Source organism: Arcticibacterium sp. GJ41-1 (assembly GCF_055808875.1).
In genome coordinates this window covers 1,381,584-1,396,846 of sequence record NZ_CM147888.1, presented here as the reverse complement: position 1 = coordinate 1,396,846, position 15,263 = coordinate 1,381,584, and the positions used below count along the sequence as shown (strand labels likewise).

The window sequence follows — 15,263 nt, the reverse complement described above, 5'->3', positions numbered from 1 at the left end:
TATTTTTTAACGTTGCTATTCATCAAAATACTGGTCAATTGACAATTGAACTAGGCTAAATTTATATTAGCTTTTGGTTTTTTTGAATATTTTGAAGCATATTGCCACCGAGTCAAAAAATACCCTATCTAGACCTTTTATTGATGCCCTTAGAAAGTACTATAAGTAATATCTCTTCCGAAACTTTGATTGACCAAAGTAAAATAAGCTCGGAAGAAACCATTAATTATCTTAAAGATAATAAACTAGAAACACTTGGAGACCTAGAAGGCATGAATTCTATGTGCTACATAGATGGTGTTGATAAAGACTTTTACTTACACAGTAAGTCTTATGATCTAGACTTTGATATTGAAACTGTTTGGGATGGATACATGACTGTACCACCTTCTACCTCTTGGTGTGGCAGTAAATTATCATTCTCTTTTGCTTTTGACTCCAAGCCTAGAAATATTTCTTATGCTGGAGAAAAATACGATGGCTTAAAAGATGACCAGTTAATTTTCATAGTGATAAAATTACTATTTGGCTTTTTCAAATTAGCTGTAACGCACTATGTAAGCAAAGTCTCTCCAAAAGAAAAAATGGTCAAACTATGCTATGTGGAGGGCGGAAAATCTTCTGGTTCACAGTATATTAGGTTTGAAAAATTAGAAGAGAATAAAACGAGGGTTATTCATGATACTCGCTATAAAAGTGACTCAAAATTCAGAGATGAAAAGCTCTACCCTTTTCTTCATGAAATGATTATTAATCAGTTTCATAATAATGTTAAAAAGTATTTAATGTCAGATTACAGACCCCAACTGGTCAGCTAATTTCTGAACAAGCTTTTTGATTTTCATTGCCTGAAGTAAGACCTCTTCCTGCTCATCGGTGTCTTCTAAAGACTCAAGTTTTTCAATTAATCTTAGATAATCATCTTCAAAACGTTCCTTCTTTATTCTAAGAATATTCCGATAACTCAAATCATCAAGGCTATCCACATAGTCTCTAATGAAAATCTCATATTTCTTCCAGCTTTCACTCAACTCATACGGAGGCGAAAGCCAATCAACTACCTTTTTCTGAACTTGCTCATCAGGGTGAGAAGTAAAAAATGACGTTTCTGGCAATCTTCCAGCCTCATATTCTTCCCTATATAGTTCGAGTATTTTATTTAACTGCACCGACTGGAATTTAGCATCTCCAATTTCGTGTAAAACGTAATCTGCCAAACGAACCTCCTCCCCTGTTTCTGGGTCTTTTTCTATCACTGCACTTCCGTAGCACACTAAATCTTTAACAAAAAGCTCTTCTTTATAAGAGACTGAAGATGATAAATTATGTTCTTCGTTGCCACTTGAAGAACCCGAAGAATCATCTGGAGGATTTATAAAAAAATCATCTGGTGGCAAATCTCCATCTGAAGGAGGGCCGGGAAACCTATTCTTAGCTTTGTTTTTATCGCTAGTACTTTTTCTTAAAAGCTTATTTCCCTCGTTTATTAAAACAGTTTCGTCTATCTGTAAGAGTGTCGCTACTTCTTTATAAAAAACTGCTCGCTTTATAGCATCAGGAATTCTAGTAATAGTCTCTACCAATTCACTAATCAAACCCGCCTTAGCTACAGGGTCGTTGCCTACCTTTTCTAAACTAACTTCCGTTTTGAAACGAATAAAATCTTTTGACTTTTCAGTGACATAAGTTTTAAAGGCTTCCGAACCCACACTTTGAACAAAACTATCAGGGTCTTCTCCGTCAGGAAAAACTACCACCCTCACATTCATTCCTTCTTCTAGAATAAGGTCTGTTCCTCTTAAAGATGCATTTATACCGGCAGCATCTCCATCATATAAGACCGTAATATTAGTACTGAATCGTCTGATTAGTTGAATTTGCTCTTTGGTAAGTGAGGTTCCAGAAGAAGCCACCACATTTTCAATACCAGATTGGTTTAGAGAAACTACATCTGTATATCCCTCCACCAAATAGCAGTTGTCCTCATTTCTAATACCATTTTTAGCGGTATAGATTCCATAGACAATTCTACTCTTATGGTAGATATCTGTTTCAGGTGAATTAAGGTATTTAGGAGATTTTGGGTTAGGTTTTAAAATTCTCGCTCCAAAAGCGATAGGCTTCCCTGCCACATTATTGATAGGAAAAATCACCCTACCTCTAAATCTATCAATTGGGTCTTTACCTTCTTTGATAATAGTTAGACCTGCCTTTTCTAAGATTGGAAGCGAGAAACCACTCTTTAATGCGTGTTTAGTAAAAGTATCCCAAGCATCTGGACTATAGCCTAAGCCAAATCGCTCTATAGTGGCATCATTAAAGCCTCTTTCCTTAAAATAACTATAACCTATACTTCTTCCCTCATCAGATTTTAACTGCTCCGCGTAGTACTTTTGAGCAAACTCCGAGACTATAAAAAGACTATCTCTTTCATTTTGAGCTAAGAGTTCTTCATCGGTATACTCTTTCTCTTTTATTTCAATTCCGTATTTTTTTGCCAGCCATTTTAGAGCTTCGGGGTAACTGAGCCCCTCTAGGTCCATAATAAACCTAACGGCATCTCCTCCTTTGCCACAGCCAAAACATTTATAAATCTGCTTGGTAGCCGAAACAGAAAAAGAAGGTGTTTTTTCATTATGAAAAGGGCAACACGCAATCATGTTGGCACCTCGTTTCTTTAAAGAAACAAAATCGCCAACTACATCTACCACATCTGCGGCTTGCAGAATCTGCTGAATGGTATCCTGAGGAATCATACCCAAAATTAGTGTTAAACATCCTCAGATAAAATGAAATCAAGAAATCATATAATTCTTAATGCTATAAGCCACAATTAAATGTCAAACTGGCAAGGTATTTGCCTAGTTTTTGCCGAATTAAACTAATAGTTTATGACTAAAATACAATCATTCCTACTCGTAGGATTGACCATTATACTTGCTACTTCATGTAATAAAGGCACTGATGACGCCGAACCAATTCAAGAAGAAATTTCAACGCCAGTTTCTAATTACTCCGCTGCTATCTTAAATGATTATGCAGGACTTCAATTAGAAGTAATTAAAGCTACGCCAGGCTATGAAGGCCCTGTAGCTGCCAGAAGCATGGCTTACCTTGCACTTGCCGCTTATGAATCTGCTGCACCAGGAATATCTGGAAAACAGAGTTTAGCTGGAAAATTACAAGGTTTTGATAACATCCCGGTTATTGAAGAAAACCTAGAGTATAACTGGCCAATCGCTGTGAATGCTTCACAGCACACCTTAATGAAACTCCTTTATGGAACTACCAGCGATGTTTACAAAACAAAGATGGATGACCTTAAAAAGGAATATGAGCAAACTTTAAAGGTTGGTATTGGAACGGATGCCATAGAGCGTTCTATTAGGTTTGGAGCTGAAATGGCAAACGCTATTTGGAACTATGCCAAAACAGACGGAGGTCACCTAGCTTACGATAATAATTATCCTCTTAGTAATTCTCTTTTCAATTCTGTTTCTTCATGGAAGCCAACTGGAGACAAGAATAGACCTCTTTTACCAAAATGGGGAGACGTAAGAAGTTTTGTCTCAGCAAATAGCTCTTTCCGAGCACCTGCAGCTGAAGCCTTTTCTTTTGACGAAAATTCAACCTTTTTTGCTCAAGCATATGATACATATGTTACAGTAAACTCACTAAGTGTTGGTCAAAAAGAAATCATGGATTTCTGGGAAATGCCCCACGGCTCGGTTACACAAGCTGGAAATCAGTTAGCCTTAGTTTCAAAATTAATTACTAAGGAAAATTATAAGTTAGACCAAGCTCTAGAACTGTATCTAAAAGTTACATTTGCTATGCATGATGCTCTAGTAAGTTCTTGGAAAAGTAAGTTTGGAAATAATTTAATGCGACCAGAGACATACATTAATCAAGCGATTGACCCTAGCTGGTCTCCACTACAAGAGGCTATAGCCGCTCCAGATTATACATCTGAAGAAGCTTCTTTAGTTTCGGCCGTTGCTACCATTTTAGCAAATGAATTTGGTGAGGAGTATACATTTGAAATTACTAATCAAAGCTCATCTTCGAAAAGAGCATACAAAAACTTTACAGACTTTATTAAAGAAGCTAAGGTAGCTCCAGTTTACGCAGGTATACATTACAGAATGTCTACCGAAAGTGGGACAAGCCAAGGAATTCAGATTGCAAATAACGTTTTAAACATTAATCTTAACAGTATGCCAGCTACAGATAGTACTGCAGTTAGAATAGCTTTTTAGAGAAAGTTTGACATCATAAAATAAGGTCTTGCTAAGAGATACAGAGTCCAATCAAATTAAAATTCGATTGGACTTTTTTATATAAAAACTCTATAAAAAAAGGGATGCTATTTATTAAAATGGCATCCCTTACTCTTTAAAGACTTTGATTTATTCTTCTACACTCATTCGTTGACGGTTGGTTTCATAAAGTAAAACACCGCAGGCCACAGATACATTTAATGAGCCTACCTTGCCTAGCATTGGTATTTTACCTAGCATGTCACATTTCTCCATCAATTCGTCAGAAATACCATCTTCTTCAGAACCCATCACAATAGCCAAAGGCCCTGTAAGGTCATGTCTAAAATAAGTATCTTTTGTTTTTTCCGTACAGCCTATTACCGTAAACCCACTCTCTTGAAGCTCTTTTACCGCCGCTGTAAGTTCATTAACTCTACAAACCGGAATATGCGTTAAAGCCCCAGAAGAGGTCTTCATTGCGTCCGAATTGATTTGTGCCGCTCCTTTAGTTGGAATCACTATGGCGTTCACTGCAGATGCCTCAGAAGTTCTGGCAATGGCTCCAAAGTTTCTAACGTCAGTTATTCTATCTAAAATAAGAACGATAGGTGTTCTACCAGTTTCAAAAGAAGTAGCAATAACATTACTAAGGCTAGCATAATTAATGGCAGACACATAAGCTATCACTCCTTGGTGATTCTTTCCTGTTACCTTATTAAGCCTTTCTACTGGCACACGCTGAATCCCGATATTCTTTTCTCTTGCCAAGGTTTCTACCTCGTCATGCGAAAAGCCTTTCTGAATCAATATCTTTTCTACATCTTTTTCAGAGTTTAAAACCTCCAAAACAGACTGAACACCAAACACAAAATCATCTGTATTTTGTTTAGGTACTGGCTTATGAAATCTAGTTTTTTGCTGAAATGAATCCTGCTTTACTCCAAAACGCTTCCTGTTCTCCATGCTTCTACAAACGGGTACCAGTATGCCCCATATTCTGGGTATCTTACTAGCTCATAATGGTCCTCGCTAAATTGATTTTGTTTACGATAAAATGTAAATATTATTTCAGAAAAATTGGCACTCTGTGCATACAACCACACCTCTCTCTGACCCGACCTTTGAATTCTGGACGGTGACCCCAAAATTAGGTAAATCATTCCTTTATCTGTCTTCCAACCCTCTTTATATGTTGTAAATAAATCATTTGCCTTTTCTACTCTTCTGTAGTAAGACTTGATTATTTGCTTCGCCAAAGACTCTTTCCCTGCCGTCATGGCTAAAAAATATAAATCTAAAGACTCCTTAAATTCTTCTGTTTCCTTTAAAGCTTTTATCTCATCATTGGTACTCATGTAAATAAGCGGTTCTACCAAATCTTCTACTTTGGTAAGACGTGGATATCGATTATTTACTACCAAAAATCCAAAACCATTTTTAACGCCTTCATTGCTATCTAAAAGTACATAAGTACCTTCTTTTGACAAATTCAGCGTTTCGCCAGACATAAAACTTATTAGTTCTTCTTCTTTAAAACCAGTAAGTTCGTCTCTTTTAGAAGTGCTCATAGGAGAAAGTGCCGCCAAACTTTCTGAAGAATACCGTTTCAAATAAAGTGGCTGCGGCTTACCATTCATGCTTTTAAAAGCAATAGGTGTACCCGCCAAAACAAAAGATTCAAAAGTAGGTCTATCGCTACCATTGACAAACAAACCGTATCTATGATTTGGCCTTATGCCATTAAAATCAATAAGCGTTTGATTTGTAAACTTTCTAGACGCTGATAAGTCAATAAATTCTAAAGCAAAAATAGCTTCTGCGTATTCTCTTAATCTTGGAATTTCTAATTTAAGATAAAGTCTGTTGCCATCTAATTCCGCATTGTTGGCATCCATTTCTACTCGGCCAGATTCCAATTTTTCTTTGATACCTGCAGATGGATTATAAGCCCAATTGGTTTTAAATTTCTTATTTATAGCCGCTACCGAGGTTAAGCCGCTTCCTGCTAAGTTTTCAAAATCAACCTTCAGATACATTACTATCATGGAGGAATCTTTCAGGATGTAGTCCGTTTTTATCGCAGAAATTAATGGTTCCACGTCTTTTTTGACATTTCGTTGTAATGCGGAAGCATCACCATTTACAGCGGTTTTCTTTTGCACTTTGCACGCAGACAGAAAGCCCAACATCAAAAAGACCAATAATGTATGTAAGTAGCTCTTTTGTATCATAACTTTATCCTCAAATATAAACATATACTAAAGAACGAATAGTTGGGCTCATAATTATTTTATGAAAGAAATTGAAAATAGAACCGATATTATAAACCTTGTCAACAAATTCTACGAATACGTTCATGACGACCCTAAAATGGCTCCGGTTTTTGTGATGCCACCCGGACAATGGGAGCGTCATTTAGAAAGAACTTATAATTTTTGGGACAACTGGCTTTTCCAAACAGGAGGCTACAAAGGTGGATTAATGTGGGTTCACATAGAGAAAAACCAGAGCCACCCTATCACTACCGAACTATTTGAGCATTGGCTTTCGCATTGGTTTAGAACTGTTGACGAACTTTTCATTGGCGAAAAAGCAGAATTTGTAAAGAGTAAGGCTTTAGAATTAGGTCAAATGATGAACGCAAGATTAAACCGTCAATGAATTATCAGAAGATAAAAATAGAGCGAACTGCACGTTATATTTTACTGGGTGAAGTTAGCCAAAAGACTAAAAATATCTGGATATGCCTGCATGGCTACGGACAGTTGGCCTCCTATTTTGGAAAGCGATTCAAGTTTATGGAAGATGAGGAAACGGTAATTATCGTTCCTGAAGGTTTATCAAGATTCTACCTAAATGATAAATATGAAAGAATAGGTGCTAGCTGGATTACCCGAGAAATGAAAAAGGAAGAGGCGGAAGATTATATTAATTACCTCAATGCTCTTTTGACGCAAGTCACCAGTGAAATTAATATTGACAATGTAAAAATTAGCGTTCTTGGCTTTTCGCAAGGCTGTACCACAGCTTGTCGTTGGCTAAATCAAACTGAATTTACAGCTACCAATCTTGTACTTTGGGCAGGTTTCTTCGGAAACGGAATTGAGGATGTAATTGAACCCCAAAAGCTAGCGTCAACGGATTGTTACTATGTTTATGGCAGTAGTGATTTCTATTTTGTCAATCATCCAGAAATGAAGAATAAAATGCTAGTCAATCTGACTGATAAAATTTCACCAAGCATCATTGAATTTGATGGTGATCATGTAATTCACCCAAGAGTTTTAAAGGAATTAATGGCTAAGATTGCCAAGTCTTAATAACGTTGGTCATTTCCTCAAACTCTATCAAAAAGCCATCATGCCCATAGGTAGAGTCTATTTTCGCAAAAGTAGCATTAGGAATTAAGTCACCTAAACGCTCCTGCTCAGAAATAGGAAAAAGCATATCCGAAGAAATTCCAATTACCAGCGTTTTGGCGGTAACCAAAGATAAAGCATCGGCAATGGTTCCTCTTCCCCTACTCACGTCATGCGAATCGAACATTCTGCTCAAAACCCAATAAGAATAAGCGTTAAATCTTTTCTTGATTTTTTCGCCTTGGTAACTTTGATAGGTACTCGCTCTAAAAAAGTTTATTTGTCCCTCGTCTCTCGACTGCGTTCTATTATATGTTTCGTAATTTCTGTAAGAAAGTAGAGCAATACTTCGTGCTACTTTCATACCTTCTTTTCCAGCATTTTCATGCGGTTCTTGCCAAGTTGGGTCACTTGCAATAGCCATTCGCTGGCTTTCATTAAAAGCAATCCCCCATGGCGAATGAATAGCATTGGTAGAAAACAATATTACATTCTCAAACAAATCTGGGTTACTTACCGCCCACTCAATAGCTTGCTGACCTCCTAAAGAACCACCCATTAAAGTGTTAATTTTTTCAATACCTAAGTCTTCTCTCAGTAACTCAAAACATTGAATCACATCACGAATAGTAAGCATTGGGAAAGAGAAGAAATAAGGTTCTCCCGTTTCTGGGTTAACACTCAACGGATTTGAGCTACCATAGTGTGAACCGGGCACATTGACACAAATCACAAAGTGCTCTTGCGGGTTAAAAAGTCTGTTTTCACCAATCAGACCTGCCCACCAATCAGAAGGGTTTGCGTTACCCGTAAAAGCATGACACACCCATACTACATTGCTTTTTTCTTCATTAAGCTCACCATACGTGGTGTAGCCTAATTCTAATTCTGGCAAAAACTCACCATCTTCTAAGTGAATGGGAGCTCGGTGATTAAAAGTATGATATTTTAACATAAATAGACTTAAGTACGAAAAAATGCACGGTCAAAATATTTGACCGTGCATTAAAAATTAGACTTCTAAAGCTTGCGTAATATCAGCTTTGATATCATCTATGTGCTCTATACCTAAAGAAACTCTTAATTGATTTGGTAAAACATTAGCTTTTAACTGCTCTTGCTCATTAAGCTGCGAATGCGTAGTACTTGCAGGGTGGATAATCAATGTTTTAGCATCTCCCACATTAGCTAAATGCGAAATCAATTTCAATGAATTCACAAATTTCTCAGCTCTAGCTCTATCTCCTTTCAAGTTGAAAGAAAGTACACCACCAAAACCTCTTGTTAAGTACTTCTTAGCTAAATCATGTGTAGGATGACTTTCAAGACCTGGGTAGCTTACACCTTCCACTTCTGGGTGAGCTAATAACCATTCCGCTAAGCCCATTGCATTTTCACAAGTTCTTTCCACTCTTAAAGTAAGTGTTTCAAGCCCTTGTAATAACATGAATGAATTAAAAGGAGACTGTGCAGGACCAAAATCTCTAAGGCCTTCTACTCTACATCTGATAATGAATTGAATATTACCAAATGGTCCACCGATTCCGAAAACGTCATTCATTACTAAACCATTATAACTTGGAGATGGCTCAGTAAACTGAGGATACTTACCATTTCCCCAGTTAAAGGTTCCTGCGTCAATAATTACACCACCCATGGTAGTACCATGACCGCCAATCCACTTAGTAGCCGACTCTACCACCACATGAGCTCCTAATTTAATAGGTTGAACCAAAGAACCTCCTGCACCAAAAGTATTATCAACAAATAATGGCAAGTCATGCTTTTTTGCCAAAGCTACTAAACCTTCAAAATCAGGTACATTAAGACCTGGGTTTCCAATAGACTCTACATAAAGTAATTTCGTTTTCTCATCAATCAATGCTTCGAAACTGTCAATATCATTTCCGTTAGCAAACCTTGCTTCTACACCAAGATTTTTGAATGAGTTTTTGAATTGATTAAAAGAACCACCGTATAAGAAAGAACTACTTACAAAGTTATCTCCTACAGTAGTAATATTATTAATAGCTAAAAACTGAGCTGAGTGACCAGAAGCCGTAGCCAATGCTGCCACTCCACCTTCTAATGCAGCCATTCTTTTTTCAAAGACGTCATTAGTCGGGTTCATAATTCGGGTATAAATATTCCCGAATTCTTTCAAAGCAAATAGATTAGCTCCATGCTCGGAATTCTTAAATTGATAGGCAGTAGTTTGGTGAATAGGTACTGCTCTTGAAAGAGTAGTTGGGTCAATTTCTTGACCTGCGTGTAATTGTAGCGTTTCAAATTTTAAATCAGACATAACCAATTTTAATTTTTAATAGTTTTAAATCATATACCCCAAACACAAGGCATAAGCTCCCGAATATCGGAATAAAACCAACAGGATTGTTTGAAAATCACAGACTGGTTTATAAGTCCCAAGGGCATTTATTGCACCGTTAGGTAGGTATTGGCACCTTATCGCATTATGCGGGACAGGTTGCCCGAGGTTCGTAGAGCCTATTCTCTCCCCTCATCTTTATAAATCAATCTTTACGCGGGAAATCCGCTTGAAGAATGATGTCGCAAATATAAGTTCTTGGTTATTTAATTTCCAAGACATCTAATGACTTTCTTAAAGCTTACCTCTTAATGAGGTTAAAATCACAAAAATTAAAATGAAAGCTTATTAATGTCTCCTAACAAACCGAAGTGTCTGCTCTCCCTCACCACTAATTTCTAAAAAGTGCCAAGTAGGACTAGCCAAAACATCAGGGTAAAAATAGAAGGTTCTACCATCAGCTAAGGCTTGCGTATAATCAATAAACCCTTGGTCATTTACCACATCTCGCTGTAAATAGCCTAAAGCCATTCTATATCTAAAGCCTTTTACAAAGCCTATGGAGGTATTCAGTATCTCATAAAAACCCATAAACTTCCCATTTTTTAAAACACCATTAAGTTCTCCTTTCTCGATATCTATATCAAGAAAGTTATTTGACGTTATAGCAGCTTGGTACGCCGTTTCATTATTCTCCGATGAGATAATCAAATAATATCGTTCCTGACCAAAAGCACTTAGACTGAATACCGTAATCAATAAAAAGAAAGTAAATTTCATACGTCTAAAGTAAGGTGAATTTCATTATTTAGAAGAGAAAAGCTATAAACCAACTCAAAATCACGCATGGCATTTATGAAAGCAATTTTGTGATAGCTTGACAAATCTGATTTTGACACCTCTTTGACTTTCAAGAAGCCTGTATTTATCAAAAATTGACGTTTGACACCATTAAGTAAATATGTTTTGGGCGTGAGCCAATTTTTCCCATCAAATAAAGCCAAATTAGAATAAGAAGCATCTGTCAAATAGCCATTCTTTAGAAAAATAATATCGTCTGCCTTTGACGCTGATACAGCATTATTCAAAAAAGAGCGGTCACTAGATTTATAGCTATAATCATAGTCTCCACAGTCTTTTAATAATACTTTAGAATGCTGAGCTGCCTCGTATGGATAAAATGAAATTTTGGATATCTCTTTATCATAGTCAATTCTGCATCTATAAAGACCATTATCTTCTGGAGCTCCTTTCATAGCCGCTGCTATGTTTAAGGAATTACTTAATCCTAACTTTTCAAAACGGGTACGGTTCAGTCTTTCGGCATGATAATCAAGCAAAAAAAACTCTCCTTTCTGATATTTGACCGTTTCAAAAAATAGGGACATAAATTTTACTTAATAATTCTTCGTACTCTTTTTCGGCACTGCTTCTAGAGGTAATACCTCCCCCACTCTTGAATACCAAGCCTTTAGATGTTTCTTCAATAAAGCGAATCATTACTGCAGAGTCAAGTTTATCCCCATCAAAAACACCAAAGACTCCTGTATAAAAGCCTCTTTTACCACTTTCAAAAGTTTTCCTCTCGGCTTCCTTTATTATTTCTAAAGTTTTAGGTTTCGGTGCTCCTGATATTGACCCAGCTGGGAGTAGCTTAAATATTATTTCACCAACACGTTCTTTCCATAAAGTCCCTAACTCTCCGCATATTTCAGAGCTAACTTGAAGCAATTCGGAACCATCTTCCTTTTTTATCTTCTCAATATACCTAAATCGTTCTACCCAAACCTTATCAGCAACCCTACTAAGGTCATTCCTAATCAAGTCTACAATGGTGGTATGCTCATATTTTTCTTTCTCATCTGCCAAAATAATAGCTTCCGCTCCATCTATTTGAGCATTGATGGTTCCTTTCATAGGGAAAGAAGAAATTTTACCAGATTCCCTTATTTGAACAAAAGTCTCTGGAGAAAAGCAGATGAATTTGCCTTTGACAAAAAGCTTATACTTGGACTTACATTTATGAAAAAGTGTTTCTAAAGACCAATTGCTTGAAATAGCTGTTTCGGCCGTCAGGTTTGTCAAAAAACTATTTCCTTTTTTAAGATTGGCCAAAACTTGGTCAAAAGCTTCTTTAAAAGCCTTTAGTCCTATTGGCTTCTTAATTATCTGAAGGGGTTTTAAATCTTTAAAATTGATAGGATTAAAGTTCTGATAACTAACAAAGTTATCATTCATGGCATAAAATAGCTTATTATTATCTAAATCATGAAGTGGAATAACCATTGGGGCTCCCATCTCAAAATCTACCATAAAAAGAAAAGGAGTTTGGCTTTTGCCAAACTCATTCATCTTTTCTATTACTTCTTGATTTTTATTAAGCTTCTGCATAAGCTTCTAGTGGCAGACAGCTACACACTAGATTTCTGTCGCCGTAAGCCGAATCAATTCTGCTTACTGATGGCCAAAATTTACTATTCTTAACATACTCCACAGGAAAAGCCGCCTTGTTTCTAGAATAAGGCCTCTCCCAAACGTCCGCCATCACTACCTCCATGGTATGTGGTGCATTTACCAATACATTATCTTCTGCTGAAGCTTCACCTCTTTCTATCTCAGCTATTTCTGCTCTAATAGAAATCAATGCATCACAGAATCTATCTAATTCTTGCTTAGATTCCGATTCTGTAGGCTCTATCATTAAAGTACCCGCTACTGGAAAAGAGACTGTAGGTGAATGGAATCCATAATCAATCAATCTTTTAGCAATATCCTCCACTTCTACTCCTGTAGAAGCTTTGAAGGCACGACAATCCACAATCATCTCATGAGCACATCTTCCATTTTTCCCAGTATATAATATAGGATAATGCTCTTCCAATCTTGCTTTGATATAATTGGCATTCAAAATGGCATATTGCGTAGCATTCTTTAAACCTTCTGCACCCATCATCTCTATATAAGCATACGAGATAGGCAAAATACTAGCACTACCCCATGGTGCTGCAGAAATAGCATGCGTAGACCCAAATGAATAACCACTAGAATCCGTCTCAACACTTTTCCTACCTTTCATCTGAACATGACCTGGCAAAAAAGGCTCTAAGTCTTTTACTACACCAATTGGTCCCATTCCTGGCCCACCACCACCGTGAGGAATACAGAACGTTTTATGAAGGTTCAGATGACAAACATCTGCCCCAATGGTACCAGGTGAAGTTAAACCTACCTGTGCGTTCATATTGGCTCCGTCCATATAAACTCTACCGCCATGCTCGTGAATTAAGGCACATATTTCTTTTATACCTTCTTCAAAAACACCATGAGTAGAAGGATACGTCACCATCAAACAAGCTAAATTTTCAGAATGCTCTTTTGCTTTAGCTTTTAAATCTTCTATATCAATATTTCCATTTTCATCACATGCGGTCACTACCACTTTCATACCTGCCATTACAGCAGAAGCAGGATTAGTACCATGTGCCGATGAAGGTATAAGTGCTATATTTCTATGTGTATCTCCTCTGCTCTCATGAAAAGCTCTAATAACCATCAAGCCCGCATACTCACCTTGAGCACCAGAATTGGGTTGAAGAGACACTGCGTCAAAACCAGTTATTTCGGCCAGCCAATCTTGAAGGTTTTTGAAAAGTTCGTGGTAACCTTCTGTTTGATTTGCGGGAGCAAAAGGGTGCAACCCTCCTATTTCTGGCCAAGTTACAGGAATCATTTCTGCTGTAGCATTTAATTTCATGGTACAACTACCTAATGAGATCATAGAGTGCACGAGCGATAAATCTCTATTTTCTAACGTTTTCAAATAACGCAACATCTCATGTTCTGTATGATGTGTATTGAAAACTTCATTGGTCAAAAACGCCGAACATCTTTTCAAAATACTTGGAATACCAGACTCTATTTCGCCTTTCAGGCTCATCAAAACTCTATCGCCTCTGGTCTCAGCAAAAATCTCTAATAAATCGCCTACATCACTTAATGTTTTAGCTTCATCAAAGCTTATACAAACAGTATCTTCGTCAACATATCTAAGATTGATGCCTTTGGCTTCTGCCAATTCTTTTAACTTATCTGTTCCATTTACCTCTACAGATACCGTATCAAAAAAGTCTTCATTATTGATTTTGAAATCTAAGCCTTGCACAGAGTTGGCAAAAAATCGAGCTAAACCGTGTACTCTTTCCGCTATTTTTGTCAACCCCTCCGAACCATGGTATAAAGCATAGGCAGCAGAAAGTACCGCTAATAACACCTGCGATGTACAAATATTTGAAGTTGCTTTTTCTCTTCTTATATGCTGCTCTCTGGTTTGAAGTGCCATTCTATAGGCATTATTTCCTTGAGCATCTTTTGACATCCCTATTATTCTTCCAGGAATTTGTCTTTTGTAATTTTCTGTAACAGCAAAAAATGCTGCGTGTGGACCACCAAGTCCCATAGGAATACCAAACCTTTGGGCAGTACCTAAAACACAATCTGCTCCCATTTCACCAGGAGACTTAATAAGCGTTAATGATAACAAATCTGCGGCTACAGCTACTTGAACACTTGCTGCATGAGCTTCTTCAATAAGCTCTGTATAATCTTTTATTTCTCCATCTTTTCCGGGGTTCTGAATCAAAACGCCGAAAACCTCTTCTGAAAACTCCATTTCTGATTCAGAAACCACTTTTACCTTCAAACCTTGAGATAAGGCTCTACCTATAACAATATCAATAGTTTGAGGAAGACAATTTTCAGAAACTAAGAAAACATCGGCTACTTTCTTTTTGGCTCCTTTTCTGTTTCCATAAAACATTGCCATGGCTTCTGCCGCTGCCGTACCTTCATCTAATAAGGATGCATTGGCCAAAGGCATTTGTGTTAAATCACAAATTACTGTCTGGAAATTAAATAGCATTTCAAGTCTTCCTTGAGCTATTTCCGCCTGATAAGGTGTATAAGCAGTATACCATGCCGGATTCTCTAAAATATTTCGCTGAACTACATTTGGCAATACCGACTCATAATAACCTAAACCTATAAAAGACTTGAAAACTTTATTCTTGTCTGCTAGAACTCTGAAATCTTTCAAAAACTGAGTTTCTGTTTTTGCTTCAGGCAAAGAAAGTGACTTCTTTAATCTGATATCTGCAGGAACCGTTTCTCTAATTAGTTGGTCTATATTTTCAACACCAACTTTCTGTAGCATTTCTTCTAGGTTCTTTGACCTTTTCCCATGATGTCTGTCTTCAAATTTTTCATGAGTGTTAAGACTTATTGTCATATGATTTCAATACTTTATTTAAGGTAAATTTC

At 37.0% G+C, this 15,263-nt stretch carries 13 protein-coding genes and 1 riboswitch; of the genes, 4 read left to right on the top strand and 9 right to left on the bottom strand.

Annotation, left to right across the window (positions count from 1 at the left end; genetic code table 11):
- Positions 1–143 precede the first annotated feature (143 nt).
- Positions 144–818 (top strand): hypothetical protein, encoded by a 675-nt coding sequence (locus AC0L6O_RS05655; protein ID WP_473306963.1) that lies wholly within the window; start codon positions 144–146, stop codon positions 816–818.
- On the opposite strand, the gene dnaG is transcribed toward AC0L6O_RS05655, so the two are convergent.
- Positions 789–2,756 carry a DNA primase gene (gene dnaG, locus AC0L6O_RS05650; protein WP_473306962.1) on the bottom strand — a complete coding sequence of 656 codons (1,968 nt, stop codon included), beginning with the start codon at positions 2,754–2,756 and terminating at the stop codon, positions 789–791. The two genes, AC0L6O_RS05655 and dnaG, sit on opposite strands and share 30 nt — an antisense overlap.
- 135 nt (positions 2,757–2,891) lie before the next feature.
- Here dnaG and AC0L6O_RS05645 point away from each other — a divergent pair, with 135 nt between their 5' ends.
- A complete protein-coding gene (locus AC0L6O_RS05645) occupies positions 2,892–4,259 on the top strand; it encodes a phosphatase PAP2 family protein (RefSeq protein ID WP_473306960.1) in 1,368 nt (455 codons plus the stop codon).
- A 150-nt stretch (positions 4,260–4,409) separates the two neighbouring features.
- Here the strand turns inward: AC0L6O_RS05645 and rlmB are convergent, their stop codons facing one another.
- Together rlmB and AC0L6O_RS05635 are read right to left on the bottom strand one after the other, a co-directional pair.
- Positions 4,410–5,225, bottom strand: coding sequence for a 23S rRNA (guanosine(2251)-2'-O)-methyltransferase RlmB (rlmB, locus tag AC0L6O_RS05640; protein WP_473306958.1), 816 nt, complete (start codon positions 5,223–5,225; stop codon positions 4,410–4,412).
- On the bottom strand, positions 5,198–6,493 hold the full coding sequence (locus AC0L6O_RS05635) for a GWxTD domain-containing protein (protein ID WP_473306956.1): 1,296 nt from the start codon (positions 6,491–6,493) through the stop codon (positions 5,198–5,200). Before AC0L6O_RS05635 ends, rlmB begins: the two co-directional genes overlap by 28 nt.
- A 61-nt stretch (positions 6,494–6,554) precedes the next feature.
- Between AC0L6O_RS05635 and AC0L6O_RS05630 the strand changes: the two genes are divergently transcribed.
- Together AC0L6O_RS05630 and AC0L6O_RS05625 are read left to right on the top strand one after the other, a co-directional pair.
- A complete protein-coding gene (locus AC0L6O_RS05630) occupies positions 6,555–6,923 on the top strand; it encodes a group III truncated hemoglobin (protein WP_473306954.1) in 369 nt (122 codons plus the stop codon).
- Entirely contained in the window at positions 6,920–7,582 is a 663-nt protein-coding gene (locus AC0L6O_RS05625) for an alpha/beta hydrolase (RefSeq protein WP_473306953.1), read from the top strand. The genes AC0L6O_RS05630 and AC0L6O_RS05625 overlap by 4 nt, the downstream gene beginning before the upstream one ends.
- Here AC0L6O_RS05625 and AC0L6O_RS05620 read toward each other — a convergent pair.
- The 6 genes from AC0L6O_RS05620 to gcvP form a co-directional block, all read right to left on the bottom strand.
- On the bottom strand, positions 7,563–8,576 hold the full coding sequence (locus AC0L6O_RS05620) for a homoserine O-acetyltransferase family protein (RefSeq protein ID WP_473306952.1): 1,014 nt from the start codon (positions 8,574–8,576) through the stop codon (positions 7,563–7,565). The genes AC0L6O_RS05625 and AC0L6O_RS05620 overlap by 20 nt on opposite strands.
- 57 nt (positions 8,577–8,633) lie before the next feature.
- A complete protein-coding gene (locus AC0L6O_RS05615; protein WP_473306949.1) occupies positions 8,634–9,926 on the bottom strand; it encodes an O-acetylhomoserine aminocarboxypropyltransferase/cysteine synthase family protein in 1,293 nt (430 codons plus the stop codon).
- A 106-nt stretch (positions 9,927–10,032) separates the two neighbouring features.
- Positions 10,033–10,154, bottom strand: a riboswitch (SAM riboswitch).
- A gap of 141 nt (positions 10,155–10,295) precedes the next feature.
- Positions 10,296–10,727: a hypothetical protein gene (locus tag AC0L6O_RS05610; RefSeq protein ID WP_473306945.1), complete on the bottom strand. Its 432-nt coding sequence runs from the start codon at positions 10,725–10,727 to the stop codon at positions 10,296–10,298.
- Positions 10,724–11,335, bottom strand: coding sequence for an aminotransferase class IV (locus tag AC0L6O_RS05605; RefSeq protein ID WP_473306944.1), 612 nt, complete (start codon positions 11,333–11,335; stop codon positions 10,724–10,726). Before AC0L6O_RS05605 ends, AC0L6O_RS05610 begins: the two co-directional genes overlap by 4 nt.
- Positions 11,319–12,338 carry an aminodeoxychorismate synthase component I gene (locus tag AC0L6O_RS05600; protein WP_473306942.1) on the bottom strand — a complete coding sequence of 340 codons (1,020 nt, stop codon included), beginning with the start codon at positions 12,336–12,338 and terminating at the stop codon, positions 11,319–11,321. Before AC0L6O_RS05600 ends, AC0L6O_RS05605 begins: the two co-directional genes overlap by 17 nt.
- Positions 12,325–15,231 (bottom strand): aminomethyl-transferring glycine dehydrogenase, encoded by a 2,907-nt coding sequence (gcvP, locus tag AC0L6O_RS05595; protein ID WP_473306941.1) that lies wholly within the window; start codon positions 15,229–15,231, stop codon positions 12,325–12,327. Before gcvP ends, AC0L6O_RS05600 begins: the two co-directional genes overlap by 14 nt.
- Positions 15,232–15,263: the final 32 nt, after the last annotated feature.

What these genes read in the sequence shown, in the direction of transcription:
- AC0L6O_RS05655 (WP_473306963.1), top strand. Translation starts at nt 144, where the DNA reads ATGCCCTTAGAAAGTACTATAAGTAATATCTCTTCCGAAACTTTGATT.
- dnaG (WP_473306962.1), bottom strand. Translation starts at nt 2,756, where the DNA reads ATGATTCCTCAGGATACCATTCAGCAGATTCTGCAAGCCGCAGATGTG.
- AC0L6O_RS05645 (WP_473306960.1), top strand. Translation starts at nt 2,892, where the DNA reads ATGACTAAAATACAATCATTCCTACTCGTAGGATTGACCATTATACTT.
- rlmB (WP_473306958.1), bottom strand. Translation starts at nt 5,225, where the DNA reads ATGGAGAACAGGAAGCGTTTTGGAGTAAAGCAGGATTCATTTCAGCAA.
- AC0L6O_RS05635 (WP_473306956.1), bottom strand. Translation starts at nt 6,493, where the DNA reads ATGATACAAAAGAGCTACTTACATACATTATTGGTCTTTTTGATGTTG.
- AC0L6O_RS05630 (WP_473306954.1), top strand. Translation starts at nt 6,555, where the DNA reads ATGAAAGAAATTGAAAATAGAACCGATATTATAAACCTTGTCAACAAA.
- AC0L6O_RS05625 (WP_473306953.1), top strand. Translation starts at nt 6,920, where the DNA reads ATGAATTATCAGAAGATAAAAATAGAGCGAACTGCACGTTATATTTTA.
- AC0L6O_RS05620 (WP_473306952.1), bottom strand. Translation starts at nt 8,576, where the DNA reads ATGTTAAAATATCATACTTTTAATCACCGAGCTCCCATTCACTTAGAA.
- AC0L6O_RS05615 (WP_473306949.1), bottom strand. Translation starts at nt 9,926, where the DNA reads ATGTCTGATTTAAAATTTGAAACGCTACAATTACACGCAGGTCAAGAA.
- AC0L6O_RS05610 (WP_473306945.1), bottom strand. Translation starts at nt 10,727, where the DNA reads ATGAAATTTACTTTCTTTTTATTGATTACGGTATTCAGTCTAAGTGCT.
- AC0L6O_RS05605 (WP_473306944.1), bottom strand. Translation starts at nt 11,335, where the DNA reads ATGTCCCTATTTTTTGAAACGGTCAAATATCAGAAAGGAGAGTTTTTT.
- AC0L6O_RS05600 (WP_473306942.1), bottom strand. Translation starts at nt 12,338, where the DNA reads ATGCAGAAGCTTAATAAAAATCAAGAAGTAATAGAAAAGATGAATGAG.
- gcvP (WP_473306941.1), bottom strand. Translation starts at nt 15,231, where the DNA reads ATGACAATAAGTCTTAACACTCATGAAAAATTTGAAGACAGACATCAT.